The following is a 15,147-nucleotide window of genomic DNA, read 5'->3' as shown; positions in this document are numbered from 1 at the left end:
CCGAACCGTGCGCTGACCGAACCGTGCGCTGGGCGACGGGACGGGCGTCCCACGGGCGCTGGCCCGGTGCGGATTTCGTCGTGGGGCGGCGGGTATCATCGGGAGTTCGCAGAACGACCCACGAGAGCCGAGGAGAGGCGTGTCCTCCGAGCAACAGGCCGCCGCAGAGATCGCGGCGGAGCAGGCGTACGTCGACGTCGTCTACGGTCGCCTCGACGAGTCGACGAAGGTGGCGCAGTCGCTCGTCACCGAGGGCTTCGCCCGCGGGCACGTCGGCAACGAGGGCGGTCTGGTCGAGCGCGACGCGATGGTCTTCCAGGCGACCCGCCGGCTGTCGGCGCTCAACGCCGCGCACGACGGGCTCGTGTTCGGCCGCCTCGACCTGCTGGGCGGCGAGGCCCGCTACATCGGCCGGATCGGCGTCCGCGACGCCGACCGCGAGATCCTCCTCGTCGACTGGCGGGCGCCCGCGGCCGCGCTGTTCTACCAGGCCACCGCCCAGGACCCCACCGGCGTCGTGCGACGCCGCGTGCTGCGCAGCTCGGGCAAGACCGTCGTCGGCGTCGAGGACGACCTGCTCGACGCCGAGAACGCCCCCGACGACATGGTCGTCGTCGGCGAGGGCGCCCTGCTCGCGAGCCTCTCGCGGGCGCGCGACAGCACCATGCACTCCGTGGTCGCCACGATCCAGAAGGAGCAGGACGAGGCCATCCGGGCACCCAGCCGCGGTGCGACGATCATCGGCGGCGGCCCGGGCACGGGCAAGACCGTCGTGGCCCTGCACCGCGCGGCCTACCTGCTGTACACCGACCGCCGACGCTTCGAGTCCGGCGGCGTGCTCGTCGTCGGCCCCTCCTCGGTGTTCATGAGCTACATCGAGCGGGTGCTGCCGAGCCTCGGCGAGACCGCGGTGACGCTGCGCTCCCTCGGCGAGGTCGTCGACGGGGTCGGCGCGCGCGAGCACGACGAGCCGGTCGCCGCCGCGGCCAAGGGCTCGTCGCGCATGCTGCCCGTGCTCCGCCGGCTGGCCACCTCGCCGCAGCCGGGTGAGCCGACGTCGTTCCGCTACTTCTACAAGGACGACGTGCTCGTCCTCGACGCCAAGAAGCTCGCCGGCCTGCGCCGTGGGCTGCTCTCGAACCTGCCCCGCAACCGGGCCTACCCGAAGGCCCCGGCCGCCGTGGCGCGGGCGCTGTGGCAGCAGGTGTCGGGCGAGCGGGCCCTCGAGAAGGGCGAGGAGGGCTTCCTCGACGAGCTCACCACCGACCACCGCTACCTCGACTTCGTCGAGGCCTGGTGGCCGCCGGTCGACGCCGTCGAGCTCTGGCGCACCCTGCCCAAGCGGATCGGCGAGCTCGCCAACGGTGCGTTCTCGCGCGAGGAGCTCGACGCCATGGTGACGTCGTGGTCGTCGGGCGTGCCCGCCATCGAGGACGTCCCCCTCATCGACGAGCTGCGCTACCTGCTGGGGGAGGTGCCGCCCGACGACGAGCGCGACGACGACGTCCCGCGTCAGCTGATGAGCTTCGAGCGACGCGAGCGCGAGGTCGAGGACGAGCTGCGCTCCACCACCAGCATCGACGACGACGGGTACGCGCACGTGCTGGTCGACGAGGCGCAGGACCTCTCACCGATGCAGTGGCGCATGCTCGGCCGGCGCGGTCGCTACGCCAGCTGGACCATCGTCGGCGACCTCGCGCAGTCGTCGTGGCCGCACGCCGAGGAGGCTGAGCAGGCCCGGGTCGCCGCGCTGGAGGGCAAGGTCGAGCACCGGTTCCGGCTCTCGACCAACTACCGCAACTCCGCCGAGATCTACGACCTCGCGGCCGACGTCGCCCAGGTCGCGATCCCGGGGGCCGACCTCGCGGAGGCCGTGCGCCGCACCGGAGAGGCGCCGCGGCACGAGTGGGTCGCCGACGCCGCCCTGCTCGACGCCGTCGCGGCCGAGGCCGACACCGTGCTGGAGCGGGTCGAGGGCACCGTCGCGGTCGTCGCCGCCCGCGCCGACCTCCCGCGCCTGCGCGACCGCCTGGCCGACCGGCTCCGCGCCCACGACCGCCTGCGGGTGCTCGACGGGCTCGACACCAAGGGGCTGGAGTTCGACGCGGTGGTCGTGGTCGAGCCCGACGCGATCGTCGCGGAGTCCGAGGCGGGCTGGCGGACGTTCTACGTCGTGCTCACGCGGGCCACCCAGCTCCTCACCACCGTCGGCACCACCCAGACCTGGCTCTCCCGCGTCTCCTGACCCCACCCAACCCCACCCCCCCGAGCCCTCCCCGCGTTCTGTGGAGTTGTCGACGGTTCCTGCGCGAGAAACCGTCGTGAAGTCCACAGAACGCGGGGACGTCGGGCTGAGCGGAGGGTTCTAGGGTGGACGGGTGCGCAAGATAGCGGTCGGCCTCGTCCTGCTCGCCGCCGCCGTCCTCACGGGACTGCCGGTGGCGACGTCGACGTTCCTGCACAGCGAGCGGCACCTGACGATCGGCGCGCACCAGGCGGTCGTCAGCCCGCAGGTCGACGGTCACGCGACGATCGACTTCGGACCGTTGCTGCCGGAGGTCCGCGTCCCGGTCGACGCGCCGCTGGGCGTCGGCGTGAACGTCCGGCTCGGCGACTCCGACGCCGTCGGGCTGGAGGAGCTGCTGCAGCGCGACGCCGCCATCGCCGCCCAGCCGAGCGGCGAGGTGCGCGAGGTGACGGCCGCGGTCACCGACATGGCGGCCGAGGCGGCGCTGCGGGGGCTGGGCGTCGGGGTCCTCACCGTCACGGTGCTCGTCCTCGGCTGGCGCGCGGTCGGTGCCGACCGTCGACGGCGGATCCGCCGCGAGATGGTGCAGCCCTCGCGCGGGCAGGTGGCCGGGGGCGTCGCCACCGTCGTCGTGGTGGTCGGTGCGCTGGTGCTGGTCAGCCTGCCCGAGCGTCAGGACGCCGCTCCGGCCCAGACCTGGACCTCGGCCCGCGAGGTGTTCCCCGAGCTGCCGGCCGACCCGGTGCTCGACCGGCTGCAGCTGGCCCAGGGCAGCGCCACCACGAGCAGCCGGGCCCTCGTGGAGGGTGCGCTGTACCTCTACCGCGACTCCGTGAGCTTCTACGGCGCCCTCGAGGAGCAGGCGACGCAGGTGCGCGTGCGCGAGCCCCAGGACGGCGAGACGACGGCGCTCGTGGTCACCGACCGGCACGACAACATCGGCATGGACCCGGTCGCCCGCAACATCGCCGACCGGGCGCAGGCCCGCCTGCTCATCGACCTCGGCGACGACACGTCGCAGGGCGGTGCCTGGGAGACCTTCAGCATCAACTCCCTCGCCCGCGCCTTCAAGGGCTTCGACGTCGTCTCCATCGGCGGCAACCACGACTCCCGGCGCACGACCAAGGACCAGGAGAAGGCCGGGTTCACCGTGCTGGACGGCGATCCCGTCGAGGTCGGTGGGGTGCGCTTCCTCGGCGACACCGACCCGCGCGGGACGACCCTCACCGGCTACACCGAGGACGCGAAGACCCGCGACACCGCCCTGGACGACCAGGACGAGGCGCTCACGAAGGTCGCCTGCGAGGCCGACGAGCGCGGCGACCGGGTCGGCGTGCTCGCCGTCCACTCGTGGGCGTCGGGACGCAAGGTCGCGGCCAGCGGCTGCGTCGACCTCGTGCTCACGGGGCACCTGCACTACCAGGTCGGCCCGCGCGCGATCGCCGGTCCCGACGGCAGCTCCACCACCCGGCTCACGACCGGCACCACCGGTGGCGCGGTCCTGCCGATCGCCCTCGGCAGCAGCCTGCGCCGCGACGCACAGGTCACGATCGTCACCTTCGACGCCGACGGCGCACCGGTCGGCCTGCAGGTGGTCACGTTCACGCCCGCCGGCGTCATCGACGTCGGCGACTACACCGAGCTGCCGCTGACCTCGTCTCCGTCGCCCGCCGACCCGGACCCCACGGAGGACCCGACCGCGGAGGAGCAGGACCCCGAGGCGCCCGTCCAGCCGTGATCGAGGTGCCGGCCGCGGTCGCGGCGTTCGCGGAGCGCGGTCCGCGCTGGGCCGCGTTCGTGGACGCACTGCCGCGCACGGTCGACGACCTCCTCGACGCGTGGGCGCTCCGGGTCGCGGGCGGCCCGATGCACGGCGAGGTCGCGCTGGTGCTGCCGGTGCTCACCGACCGCGGCGTCGAGGCAGTGCTGAAGGTGGGGTTCGTCGACGAGGAGTCCCGCCACGAGCACCTGACGCTGGCCACGTGGGACGGCCGCGGGGCCGTGCGGATGCTGCGGGCCGACCCGGCCCGCGGGGCGCTGCTGCTCGAGCGCGCGGGGCCCACGGCGCTGTCGTCGCTGCCCGCGCTCGAGGCCTGTGAGGTGGTGGCCGGGCTGTACGCGACCCTCCACGTCGGCGCCCCGCGACGTCTGGTGCCGCTGTCGTCGCTCGTAGGCCGGTGGACCGAGCAGCTGGCCGCGGCGCAGGACGCGGTGCCGGCCCCGCGCCGTCTCGTGCAGCAGGCCGTGTCGCTCGGCCGCGCGTTCGCGAGCGACCCGAGCACCGACGGCCTGACGATCCACGCCGACCTGCACGACGCCAACGTGCTCGCCAGCCGTCGCGACCACGGGCAGGAGCCCGGCGGGAGTGCCGGGCCGTGGGCGGCGGAGAGGTCCCCCTGGCTGGTGATCGACCCGAAGGGGATCAGCGGCGATCCCTGCTACGAGCCCGCGCCGCTGCTCTGGAACCGGTGGGAGGAGGTGACGTCGGCGCGTGACGTGCGGTTCGCGGTACGGCGTCGCTTCCACACCGTGGTCGACGTCGCGGGCCTCGACGAGCACCGGGTGCGCGACTGGGTGGTCGTGCGGATGATGCTGAACGCCCTCTGGACCCTGCAGGACGCCCAGGAGGCGGGTCGCTCGCTCGACGCCGCCGACCGCGCGTGGGCCACGCGCTGCGTGACGGTCGCGAAGGCCGTGCAGGACTGACGGCGGTGGAGTGCAAAGCCTGTGTAAAGCCTCGGGCGTGACGGGTGCCACGTGGTGGCGGTCACACCTAGCGTCGGGGGTCGCGGCGAGTCAGGGCCCCTCCCGCGACGTCCCACCCCGCGGGCCACGAGGTGACCACCATGAGCGACACGACAGCGCAGACCGAGCAGGAGGGCGCGCCCGGCATCCGGCGCGCCGTGTTCAACACGGTCCGAGGCTCCCTCGGCAACCTGGTCGAGTGGTACGACGTCTACGTCTACACCGTGTTCGCGAGCTACCTGTCGAGCAGCTTCTTCGCGGAGGGTGAGCCGAACGCCGGCATCTACACGATGGCGATCTTCGCCGTCACGTTCGTGATGCGGCCGATCGGCTCGTGGTTCTTCGGGCGGTACGCCGACCGGCACGGCCGCCGGCCCGCGCTGGTGCTGAGCATCTCGATCATGGCCGGTGCGTCGCTGCTCATCGCGGTCACGCCCACCGCCGAGACGATCGGCGGCGGCGCCGTGGTCATGCTCGTCCTGTGCCGTCTGCTCCAGGGCTTCGCCACCGGTGGCGAGTACGGCACGTCGGCCACCTACATGTCCGAGGCAGCGGCACCGGGGATGCGCGGCTTCTTCTCCTCGTTCCAGTACGTGACGCTGGTCGGTGGTCACGTGCTGGCCCAGCTGACGCTGCTCGTCCAGCAGGCGCTGCTCACCGACGAGCAGATCGCCGCCTGGGGCTGGCGCGTCGCGTTCCTCATCGGCGCGGTCGGCGCGGTCGTCGTCTTCTGGCTGCGTCGCAGCATGGACGAGTCGCTCGTCGAGACCGGCGAGGAGCGCCGCTCGGGCTCGATGGTCGAGCTGGTCACGACCTACCCGAAGCAGCTGCTGCTGTGCTTCCTCATCACGCTCGGCGGCACGATCGCGTTCTACACCTACAGCGTCAACGGCCCGCTCATCATCAAGTCGACGTACGCCGACGAGGGCATGACCGGCACGTGGATCAACTTCGCCGCGCTCGTCCTGCTCATGCTGATCCAGCCGCTCGGCGGCCTGCTGAGCGACCGGGTCGGCCGCAAGCCGCTGCTGGTCGCGTTCGGCCTCGGTGGCGTGCTGTGGACGTACACGTTCCTGACGGTCCTGCCCACGGTGACCACGCCCATGGCGTCGTTCCTCATGCTCGCCGGCACGTACGTGCTGCTCACCGGGTACACGTCGATCAACGCGGTCGTGAAGGCCGAGCTCTTCCCGGCCCACGTCCGCGCGCTCGGCGTCGGGCTCGGGTACGCGCTGGCGAACTCGATGTTCGGCGGCACCGCGCCGCTCATCTACGAGGCCGCGATCAGCCGCGACTCCCTCGAGGTGTTCGCCGTGTACGTGACGATCGCGATCGGCGTCTCCCTGCTGGTCTACGTGTTCGCCCTCCGCAACCGCTCGGTCACCTACCTCGACACCGAGCAGGTCGTCCGCGACCGGGAGGTCGTCGGCACGCGCTGACCTCGCCGTCGGACGAGCGGGCCCCGTGGTCGGGGTCCGCTCGTCCGCGTCGTGGCACCATCGGGGCGACGAGAGGACGTGCGGTGCGAGTGGTGATCGTCGAGGACGACGTGGGGGTGGCGGCCGCGCTCACGCAGGTGCTGCGCGACCGCGGCTGGACGGTGCGCCACGCACCGACCGCGGCGGAGGCGATGCCGCTCGTCGACGACGCCGACCTGGTGCTGCTCGACATGGGCCTGCCCGACCGTGACGGCCTCTGGGTCTGCCAGCAGGTCCGCGCGCGCTCGGACGTCCCGGTGGTCGCGCTGACCGCGCGGCGGCATGAGGGAGCGGTCGTCGCCGCGCTGCGCGCCGGGGTCGACGACTACGTGACCAAGCCGTACAGCACCGACGTGCTGCTCGGGCGGGTCGACGCCGTCCTGCGCCGCACGCACGGGGCGGCCGCCCGGCCGGCGACCGTCGACGCGGGGCTGGAGGTCGACGTCGAGGCGCGTCGGGTCCGCTTCCCCGACGGCACGACGGTCGACCTGACGGCGAAGGAGTGCGAGCTGCTGCGTGCCCTGGCCCGCACGCCGGACGAGCCGGTCACGCGGGCCGCCCTGATGGAGGAGGTGTGGGACACGACCTGGGTCGGTGCGTCCCGCACCCTCGACGTGCACGTGGCGGCGCTGCGCTCGAAGCTGGCCGACCGGGTGGTGATCGACACGGTGCGCGGCGTCGGCTACCGGCTGGCCCCGTCGGGCAGCGCGTCGTGAGACGTCGCCTGCTGGTCCTCAGCGTGTCGCTCGCGGTGACCGTGCTGGTGCTGCTGACCGTCCCGCTGCTGCGCTCGTACGCCGAGAGCCGTGCCGTCGACCTGCACCAGCAGCGGCTCGCGGCGGCCACCCGGTTCGCCGCGCTCGCGGACGACGGCTCCTCGGGCGTCCGGCTCCCCGACCTGGAGGGCGACCTGACCCGCTTCGACGACGTGGTCGGCAGCACCCGCACCTGGGTGGTCGGCACCGACGGCAGCGTCGTCGGCGCTGGCGGGTCGCCGCTGCCGGGCGACGTGCCGGGCCTGTCCGCGGCGGTCCGGGCCGCGCTCGCCGGCACCCCGACGACCGCCCCGGGGCCGCTGTGGCCGTGGGCCGGCGACGACCTGGTGGTCGCCACCCCCGTCGGCCGCGACGCGCAGGTGCTCGGCGCCGTGGTCATGGTGGAGGACACCGCGGGGCCGCGCGCCGACGTGGCCCGGGTCATGGGGCTGGTGGCGCTCGGCGCCCTGCTGTTCGTGGTGCTGCTGGGCTGGCTGGTCGGGGTGCCGCTCGTGCGCTGGATCGTGCGGCCCGTCGAGCAGCTGGAGGACCGCGTGCACGCGCTCGGGCGTGGACGCGCGTCGACGGTCGGCCGGGTGGAGGGGCCGCCGGAGCTGCGCCGGCTGGTGCAGGCGTTCAACGAGATGGTCGAGGACGTCGAGCAGGCGCGGCGTCAGCAGCGCGACCTGGTCGCCGACGTGTCGCACCAGCTGGCGAACCCGCTGACCGCCATCCGGCTGCGGCTGGAGCACCTCGCGCGCGAGGACGAGTCGGTGGTGCCGGTACTCGCGGAGACGGAGCGGATGGCGCAGTCGCTCGAGGACGTCATCGCCATCAGCCGGGTGGGCAGCCTCGACCGGGAGCCCGTCGCCGTCGACGTCGCCGCCCAGGTGCGGGGCCGGGTGGAGCTCTGGCAGCCGCTCTTCGGGACGCACCTGCGGGCCGCCGTCCCCGACGGGGTCGTGCCGGCGGTGCTGGAGGAGGACCTCGTCCCCACGGTCGTCGACGTGCTGCTCGACAACGCCGCGAAGTACGCACCGGACGCCGACGTGGAGGTGGAGCTCACCCACGACGAGGGTGCCGTCCGCCTGCTCGTGCGCGACCGCGGAGCGGGGGTGACGCCCGAGGAGGCGGCCGAGGTGGGGCGACGGTTCCACCGGCTGGACCGGCACGCCGACGTGGCCGGCGCCGGACTGGGGCTGTCGATCCTCGAGCTGCGGGTGCGCGACGCCGGTGGTTCCACCCGTCGCTGGGCCGCCCGCCCGGGGCTGGCCGTCGAGGTCACGCTCCCCGGTCGAGCCGACGCCGCAGGAACTCCTCCGCTCCCGGGTGCAGCGGGATCGGCTGGGTGAACATGGCCGCGGCCAGCGTCGGCTGGCGGACGTCGGGCACCCGCCGGGAGAGCGCGTCCTGCCGGTCGAAGACGACCGACGCGAACCCGCCGACGACGTCGTCGGCCAGGGTGGGACGGGCCAGCAGGTAGGTCTTGACGCTCACCGTCTGCACGGCCTCGGGCAGGCGGTACGGGGCGGCGGGCAGGGGGCCCGCCACGTACTCCTCGCCGCCCGGACGCGCGGCGAGGACGCCGACGAGCTCGCCGAGGTCGACGGCCCGCAGGGCTCGCCGTCGACCGAGCTCCACGAGCGCGGGCACGGGGAAGCCGCTCACGAACGCGAGGGCGTCGACGCGCCCGCTCTCCAGCGCGGTGACGGAGTCGGCGAGGGACAGGTCGTCCACGGCCACCGCGTCCGCGTCGAGGCCGGCGGCGGAGAGGCAGCGTTCCACGACGAGCCGGGTGCCCGACCCGACCTGTCCCGCCGCGACACGTCGCCCGGCCAGGTCCTGCACGGTCCGGACGGGGGAGTCCCGCGGCACCACCACCTGCAGGAAGCTGTCGTAGAGCCGGCCCACCGCCACCAGGCCGGCCGGTCGGTCGAACGGGGCCTCGCCGTCGAACGCCAGCCGCGCCGTGTCGCCCAGGCAGAAGCCGACGTCGGCGCGCCCCCGGACCAGCAGCCGGGCGTTGTCCACCGACCCGCGGCTGAGCACCTCCGTGGCGTCGACGTCGGGCATCACCACCCGGGCCTCGCGGGCCAGCGCCGCGCCGTACCGGTCGAACACCGCGCCCCGGTTGCCCGTCGCGATCCGCAGCCGGCCCCGGGCGTCGCGCCACGGCTCGTCCGTCCCGCAGCCGACGAGCGCGGCGAGGGCACCCGCGCCCACGATCAGCCGACGTCGCGAGAGGGTCACCGGGCCAGCATCGCAGGTCGGCCGAGGCAGGACGCGGGTCAGCCGCAGTGGTGCAGCAGCAGGTGCGCGTAGGTGCGGGCGCTGAGCACGACCTCGTCGATGGGCACCGACTCGTCGACCGCGTGCGCGTCCTCGATGTCCCCGGGACCGTACTGCACCGTCGGGATACCGGCGGCGGCGTACTGGCGCAGGTCGGAGCCGTACGGCGCGCCCACGAACGCGGGCGCCCCGCCCCCGGCCGCGACCACCGCGTCGTGCACCGTCGCGCCGAACGGGTGGCCGTCGGGCAGGGAGCCGGCGGCGAACCGCCCCCCGGGCCACGTGACGACGGGCGTGTGCTCGCGCAGCCACGGGTGGTCGACCGCCGCGACCGCCGCGACCGCCGCCTCGAAGGCCGCCGTCGCGTCGTCGAAGGACTCCCCGGGGCGCACCCCGAACCGACCCTCCGCGACCAGCAGGTCGGGGACCGTGCTCGCCCAGTCGCCCGCCTGCACGACACCCACCGACAGCGGCCACGGCCGGTCCGTGAACGGCGCCGGCGGGTCGACGTTCCGCTCCGCGTCGAGCCGGCGCAGCGCCTCGTGCACCCGCTCGAACAGCTCGACCGCGCTGACGCCGTGCCCTGCGCGCGAGCCGTGCGTGGCCTTCCCCCTCACCTCCAGGCGGAACGTCAGCGACCCCGCGTTCGCGCTCACCACCGTGCCGGCCGTCGGTTCCGCGATCAGGCACGCGCGGCCGGTGTGGCCGCGGCGCAGGGTCGCGAACGTGCCGAGACCGCCGTCCTCCTCGCCCACCACGAGATGCACCGCGAAGGGCTTGGTCAGCCGGTCGCCCACCGCCCGCACCGCCGCGATGATCGCGACCACGCCGCCCTTCATGTCGCACGTGCCGCGTCCGTACCAGCGACCGTCGGCCTCGTGCAGGAACCACGGGTCGTGCGCGGTCCACCAGTCCGCGTCGCCGGGCGGCACGACGTCGACGTGCCCGTTCAGCACGAGGCGTGGTGTGCCCGGGCCGCCACCGGTCCCGACGCAGCCCCACGCCTCCTCGCGCTCGACCTCCTCGCCCGGGTAGTCGGGGGCGGCGCGCAGCTCGTCGAGGTCGAGCTGCCACAGGTCGACCTCGAGCCCGAGGCCCTGCAACGTCGCGGCGCACCAGCGCTGCACGGACGCCTCCGACTCGCTGCCGCCCACGCTGGGGTAGCTGACGAGCTGCGCGAGGTCGCGACGGATCAGGTCGGCGTCGATGTCCACGAGGCAAGTCTGGCAGCGCTCGCGTGGTAGTCGATCCTGCCCTCCGCGATACCGATCACGAGGTCGTAGGCAGGATCCTCGGGGGCGTCGAGCCTGACGCCGTTCAGTCGGTACAACAGGACGGTCGCGAGCCACCCCAGACGCTTGTTGCCGTCCACCAGTGGATGGTTCCGCACGGTCGACTCGAGCAGCACGGCTGCCTTCTCGTCGAGGGTGGGGTAAGCATCCTCGCCGAAGACCGTGGTCCGCGGACGGTGCGCGGCTGCGTCGAGAAGCCCCGGGTCGCGAACGGCCTGAAGTCCTGCCTCGTCGACGACGAGGAGCAAGAGCTCGAGGTCCAGGTACTGCGTCACTGGGCGAGGCGGTCGAGCAGCGGGCCGTACTGCTCGACGGCCTCACGCGTGAGCCGCCGGACCTCTTCCTCCCGCGAGATCCGCGCGGCCTTCTCATCGATGGCGCGCGTGGCCGCCTCGTTCTTGCTGATGCCCTGAGCGTTCGCCAGCCGCGTGAGCGCGGCGTCCTGCTCGTCGGTGAGTCGCAACGTCATGGCCATGGATCGATGGTATCCGGGTGGTATCACTCGCTCAAGGCGCTAGGCTGCGACCGTGACATCGCGCTGCGACCGCACTCCGGTCATCCGCTGGTGGCGTCCTCTCCCGTAGAGGAGGCCTGTCACGCGACCCCACGCCCAGACCCCTCAGCCGAGTGGTCTGGGCGTTCTCCGTCCCGGCGCGGCCGAGGCGACCCGAAGGACTGACCCATGACCCACCCGCTCGTCAGCGAGCTCCAGCAGCAGCCCGCGTTCGCCCTCATCCGGGTGCGCGACAGCGACACGGTGACCCTGGTCGGCGGCGCCTACGAGGACGTCAAGAACCTCGCCGACGTCCCGCTCGGGACCGGGGTCCCCGCCGACGGGCCCACCTGGGACCACCTGGTGCTCGTGCCGTTCCGCCAGGCGCGCGAGCGCGGGTTCGCCGCGCACGACGACGGCACGCCGTTGCGCGTCGTCCGCGCCGACGTGCTGCACGAGCTGCCCCTCGCCGACCTCCTCCCGACGCTGCCCGACGGTGGCGTCGAGCTGGAGGACCGCGGCGGCTTCGAGACCTCCGACGCCGACTACGCGGCGATGGTGCGCCAGATCATCGACGACGAGATCGGCCGGGGCGAGGGCGCGAACCTGGTCGTCGGCCGCCACTACCGCGCGAAGATCGCCGACTGGGGCCACGACGCCGCGCTCGCCGTGTTCCGCCGTCTCCTGGAGCGGGAGCGGGGGGCCTTCTGGACCTTCCTCATCTTCACCGGCGACCGCTACCTCGTCGGCGCGAGCCCGGAGCGGCACGTGAGCGTCGAGGCCGGCCAGGTGCGGATGAACCCGATCAGCGGCACCTTCCGCACCAAGGGCCTCACCACGCACGCCGAGAGGACGTCGGCCCTGCTGGAGTTCCTGCGCGACGAGAAGGAGATCTACGAGCTCTTCATGGTCGTCGACGAGGAGCTCAAGATGATGTGCGACATCTGCCACGAGGGCGGGCTCGTCCTGGGTCCGTACCTCAAGCCGATGAGCCACCTCGTCCACACCGAGTACCTGCTGGCCGGTCGTACCCACCGCGACGTGCGGGAGGTGCTGCGCGACTCGATGTTCGCGGCGACGGTCACGGGCAGCCCGGTGGAGAACGCCTGCCGGCTCATCGAGCAGTACGAGGAGCACGGCCGCGGCTACTACGCGTCGGTGGCGGCGCTCGTCGGCCGCGACGCGGAGGGCAGGCAGCGGGCTGACGCCCCCATCCTCATTCGCACGGCCGACGTCGACCTCGACGGCAACCTCAAGGTCACCGCGGGCGCGACGCTGGTGCGCGACTCCGACCCGGACTACGAGACGGCCGAGACCTGGGCGAAGGCGTCGGGCGTGCTGAGCGCGTTCGGCCTGGTCGAGGCCCCCACCCCGGCGTCGGGCCCCGTGGAGGGCTTCGACGCGTTCACCCGCGAGGACGACGTGCTGATCGCACTCGGCGAGCGCAACGCGCGGCTGAGCCAGTTCTGGCTGTCCGACCAGTCCGGCGCCGCGCCGGAGCCGTCGTTGCAGGGCCGTCGCGTCGTGGTCGTCGACGGCGAGGACGACTTCGTCAACATGCTGTCGCACGTGTTCGGCGTGCTCGGCATGACCACCGACGTCGTCCGCCACGACGCGTACCGAGGCTGGGTCGACTCCGGTCGCTCGCTCGACGAGTACGACCTCGTGGTGGTCGGGCCCGGCCCCGGCGACCCGCGCGACGTCGGCGACGCGAAGATCGCCGTCGTCGACGACGTGGTGGTGGGCCTGCTGGCGTCGGAGCAGCCGTTCCTCGCCGTGTGCCTGGGCCACCAGGTGCTGAGCCGCCACCTCGGCCTCGAGCTCGGGTTCAAGGACATCGTCTTCCAGGGCACGCAGGCGCGCCTCGAGGTGCTCGGACGACCCGAGACGGTCGGCTTCTACAACACGTTCGTCGCGCGCGTCGGCGCTGCCGGGCTGCCCCCGGGCGTCACGGTCGAGCGCGAGGAGGCGACCGGCGACATCCACCACGTGGCCGGTCCGCACTTCCACGGCATCCAGTTCCACGCCGAGTCGGTGCTCACCCAGCGCGGGTTCGCGATCCTGCGCGACCTCGTCCTCGACCTCCTCGGCTGACCCCCCTCACCGTCATGCACGGGCCGATGCCGTCCGGTGTGGCTGACGGGGCGGCACCGCGCCGCGGCGAGCGGCAGGAGGCGAGGGTCGTGGGATCAGCAGAGCGACCGGATCTGGTCGGCGACCCGGTCGTACTCCGACTGCGCGGCCTGGACGGCTCGGTCGTCGACGGCGCTGCCGGCCGCGACCGCCTCGGCCTCGTCGCGCAGGGTCGACAGTGCGGTGCCGGCTCGCTCGACGAGCGCGCGGACCTCACCCGTCAGCGTGGGGGCGGCGGCCTCGATCGCGGCACCGGCGGCTGCGAGCTCGCGCCGCGCCCCCGCGGCGTCGTCGCTGATCTCCTGGCCGACCCCGTCGACCAGTCCACGGCCCTCGTCCACCGCCCGGCCCGCGACCTCGCACCCTGCCCGGGTGCCGGCCGACGAGGCGACGTCGTCGACGGCGGACCCGACGTCCGAGCACGCCCCGAGCGCGAGCAGGGGCAGCGGCAGGAGAAGTCGTAGCCTCGTCATGCCCCGATGGTGACAGGGCCCTGGTCGTCGCCGCCCGTCGGACGGTACGAGCCCCTTTGGGCCCGAGGACGGGGGGTCAGGACGTGAGCTTGTTCAGCGCCGACGGCTCGTGCGCGGCCTTGGCGCCGGTCTTCTCGCTCTCGACGACGAGCTTGGGCTCGTCCTCGCTGGCCTTCCACTGCCGGTTGTCCAGCTGGAAGTCCTTCGTCTTGCGCTCCACGACCTTGCCCTGCGTCCGACCCTGGGGGCTGTCCCAGCTCACCCGGTCGCCGACCTTGATGTTCGTCATGACCCCACCCTGCGGTCGTCAGGCCGGCGCCGCACCTCGACGTCGTACGCGCGTGATGGCCACGCCGAGGAGGCACAGCGCCCCGCCGACGAACGCGAGCGGTGCCGGCACTTCGCCCAGCAGGGCCCAGGAGATGAGTGTCGCCACGGCGGGCACGAGGTAGGTCGTCGACGCGACCTGTCCCGCGGAGAGCCGGCGCAGCGCGTACGACCAGGTGGTGAACCCGATCGCGGTGGGGAAGACACCCAGGTAGACGAGCCAGGCGACGTCGCCCGCCGACGCCGACTCCACCTGGTCGACGAGGGCCGGGGCGAACGGGAGGCACACCACCGCGCCGATGGTGCACGCCATCCACACCGACATCGCCGGGGCGACGGTGCGCAGCGTCGGCTTCTGGGTCAGCGCGCCGACGGCGTACAGGACGGCTGCGAGGACGCAGAGCAGCACGCCGGTCGCGCTCGCCGTGTGCACCGACGTGTCGTGGCGCGTGCTGGTGGCGATGAGCACGACGCCCGCGAAGGCCACCGCCATGCCGATGACGAGGGGCCGCGGGAACCCCTCCTTGAGCACGACGCCCGCGATCAGCGCGATGAGGATCGGACCGATGTTCACCACCAGCGCCGCGGTGCCGGCGTCGAGGTAGGTCTCGCCGGCGTTCAGCGCCACGTTGTAGGCGCCGAACCACAGCACGCCGTAGACCACGACGAGCGCCAGCGTGCGGCCCCGCGGCAGGCGGTGGCGCCACGGTCGCGCCAGGACCACGAGCGCGAGCGCTCCCACGAGCAGCCGCCCGAGGCTCAGCGGCCCGGGCTCGAAGACGTCGGCGACCGCGCGGATGCCGACGAACGCCGACGCCCACAGCAGCACTGTGACGCCCATCGCCGCCAGCGACCAGTCGCGTTCGGTCGACGTCGACGGTGCGGGGGACGTGGTGGGGGAGCTGGTCACCGCA

The 15,147-nt window shown here is 73.6% G+C and carries 14 protein-coding genes; 7 read left to right on the top strand and 7 right to left on the bottom strand.

Annotated elements, in window-relative coordinates; all coding sequences use genetic code 11:
- Positions 1-139: 139 nt before the first annotated feature.
- The 6 genes from AC3WRM_RS04740 (at position 140) to AC3WRM_RS04715 (ending at position 8,578) form a co-directional block, all read left to right on the top strand.
- Positions 140-2,245, top strand: a complete 2,106-nt coding sequence (locus AC3WRM_RS04740) for a HelD family protein (RefSeq protein ID WP_492247391.1) — start codon at positions 140-142, stop codon at positions 2,243-2,245.
- A gap of 133 nt (positions 2,246-2,378) precedes the next feature.
- Entirely contained in the window at positions 2,379-3,986 is a 1,608-nt protein-coding gene (locus AC3WRM_RS04735) for a metallophosphoesterase family protein (protein ID WP_492247392.1), read from the top strand.
- On the top strand, positions 3,983-4,954 hold the full coding sequence (locus AC3WRM_RS04730; protein ID WP_492247393.1) for an aminoglycoside phosphotransferase family protein: 972 nt from the start codon (positions 3,983-3,985) through the stop codon (positions 4,952-4,954). Before AC3WRM_RS04735 ends, AC3WRM_RS04730 begins: the two co-directional genes overlap by 4 nt.
- A 140-nt stretch (positions 4,955-5,094) precedes the next feature.
- Complete coding sequence (locus AC3WRM_RS04725) at positions 5,095-6,432, top strand: MFS transporter (RefSeq protein ID WP_492247394.1); 1,338 nt, start codon at positions 5,095-5,097, stop codon at positions 6,430-6,432.
- 83 nt (positions 6,433-6,515) lie between these two features.
- A complete protein-coding gene (locus AC3WRM_RS04720; protein ID WP_492247395.1) occupies positions 6,516-7,187 on the top strand; it encodes a response regulator transcription factor in 672 nt (223 codons plus the stop codon).
- A complete protein-coding gene (locus AC3WRM_RS04715; protein ID WP_492247396.1) occupies positions 7,184-8,578 on the top strand; it encodes a HAMP domain-containing sensor histidine kinase in 1,395 nt (464 codons plus the stop codon). The genes AC3WRM_RS04720 and AC3WRM_RS04715 overlap by 4 nt, the downstream gene beginning before the upstream one ends.
- On the opposite strand, the gene AC3WRM_RS04710 is transcribed toward AC3WRM_RS04715, so the two are convergent.
- The 4 genes from AC3WRM_RS04710 to AC3WRM_RS04695 are packed head-to-tail and all read right to left on the bottom strand — an operon-like array spanning position 8,508 to position 11,282.
- Entirely contained in the window at positions 8,508-9,476 is a 969-nt protein-coding gene (locus AC3WRM_RS04710) for a TAXI family TRAP transporter solute-binding subunit (RefSeq protein WP_492247397.1), read from the bottom strand. The genes AC3WRM_RS04715 and AC3WRM_RS04710 overlap by 71 nt on opposite strands.
- 38 nt (positions 9,477-9,514) lie before the next feature.
- On the bottom strand, positions 9,515-10,729 hold the full coding sequence (locus AC3WRM_RS04705; protein ID WP_492247398.1) for an ArgE/DapE family deacylase: 1,215 nt from the start codon (positions 10,727-10,729) through the stop codon (positions 9,515-9,517).
- Complete coding sequence (locus AC3WRM_RS04700) at positions 10,708-11,055, bottom strand: type II toxin-antitoxin system death-on-curing family toxin (protein ID WP_492247399.1); 348 nt, start codon at positions 11,053-11,055, stop codon at positions 10,708-10,710. The genes AC3WRM_RS04705 and AC3WRM_RS04700 overlap by 22 nt, the downstream gene beginning before the upstream one ends.
- Before the next feature lie 23 nt (positions 11,056-11,078).
- Complete coding sequence (locus AC3WRM_RS04695) at positions 11,079-11,282, bottom strand: CopG family transcriptional regulator (protein WP_492247400.1); 204 nt, start codon at positions 11,280-11,282, stop codon at positions 11,079-11,081.
- A gap of 207 nt (positions 11,283-11,489) precedes the next feature.
- Between AC3WRM_RS04695 and AC3WRM_RS04690 the strand changes: the two genes are divergently transcribed.
- A complete protein-coding gene (locus AC3WRM_RS04690) occupies positions 11,490-13,394 on the top strand; it encodes a chorismate-binding protein (protein ID WP_492247401.1) in 1,905 nt (634 codons plus the stop codon).
- Positions 13,395-13,489: 95 nt separating this feature from the next.
- Here the strand turns inward: AC3WRM_RS04690 and AC3WRM_RS04685 are convergent, their stop codons facing one another.
- The 3 genes from AC3WRM_RS04685 to AC3WRM_RS04675 all read right to left on the bottom strand — a co-directional run bounded on the left by AC3WRM_RS04685 (position 13,490) and on the right by AC3WRM_RS04675 (position 15,143).
- The gene (locus tag AC3WRM_RS04685; protein ID WP_492247402.1) at positions 13,490-13,906 is read right to left on the bottom strand and encodes a hypothetical protein; all 417 of its coding nucleotides are present in this window, start codon (positions 13,904-13,906) and stop codon (positions 13,490-13,492) included.
- Between the two features lie 76 nt (positions 13,907-13,982).
- Positions 13,983-14,195 (bottom strand): hypervirulence associated TUDOR domain-containing protein, encoded by a 213-nt coding sequence (locus AC3WRM_RS04680; RefSeq protein ID WP_492247403.1) that lies wholly within the window; start codon positions 14,193-14,195, stop codon positions 13,983-13,985.
- Positions 14,196-14,213: 18 nt separating this feature from the next.
- A complete protein-coding gene (locus AC3WRM_RS04675) occupies positions 14,214-15,143 on the bottom strand; it encodes a DMT family transporter (RefSeq protein WP_492247404.1) in 930 nt (309 codons plus the stop codon).
- Positions 15,144-15,147: the final 4 nt, after the last annotated feature.

The sequence above is a fragment of the Aeromicrobium sp. EU05-FHT14F07 genome, from assembly GCF_058790455.1.
The sequence above is the reverse complement of the archived record's forward strand: the minus strand, read 5'-3'. Positions and strand labels throughout refer to the sequence as shown.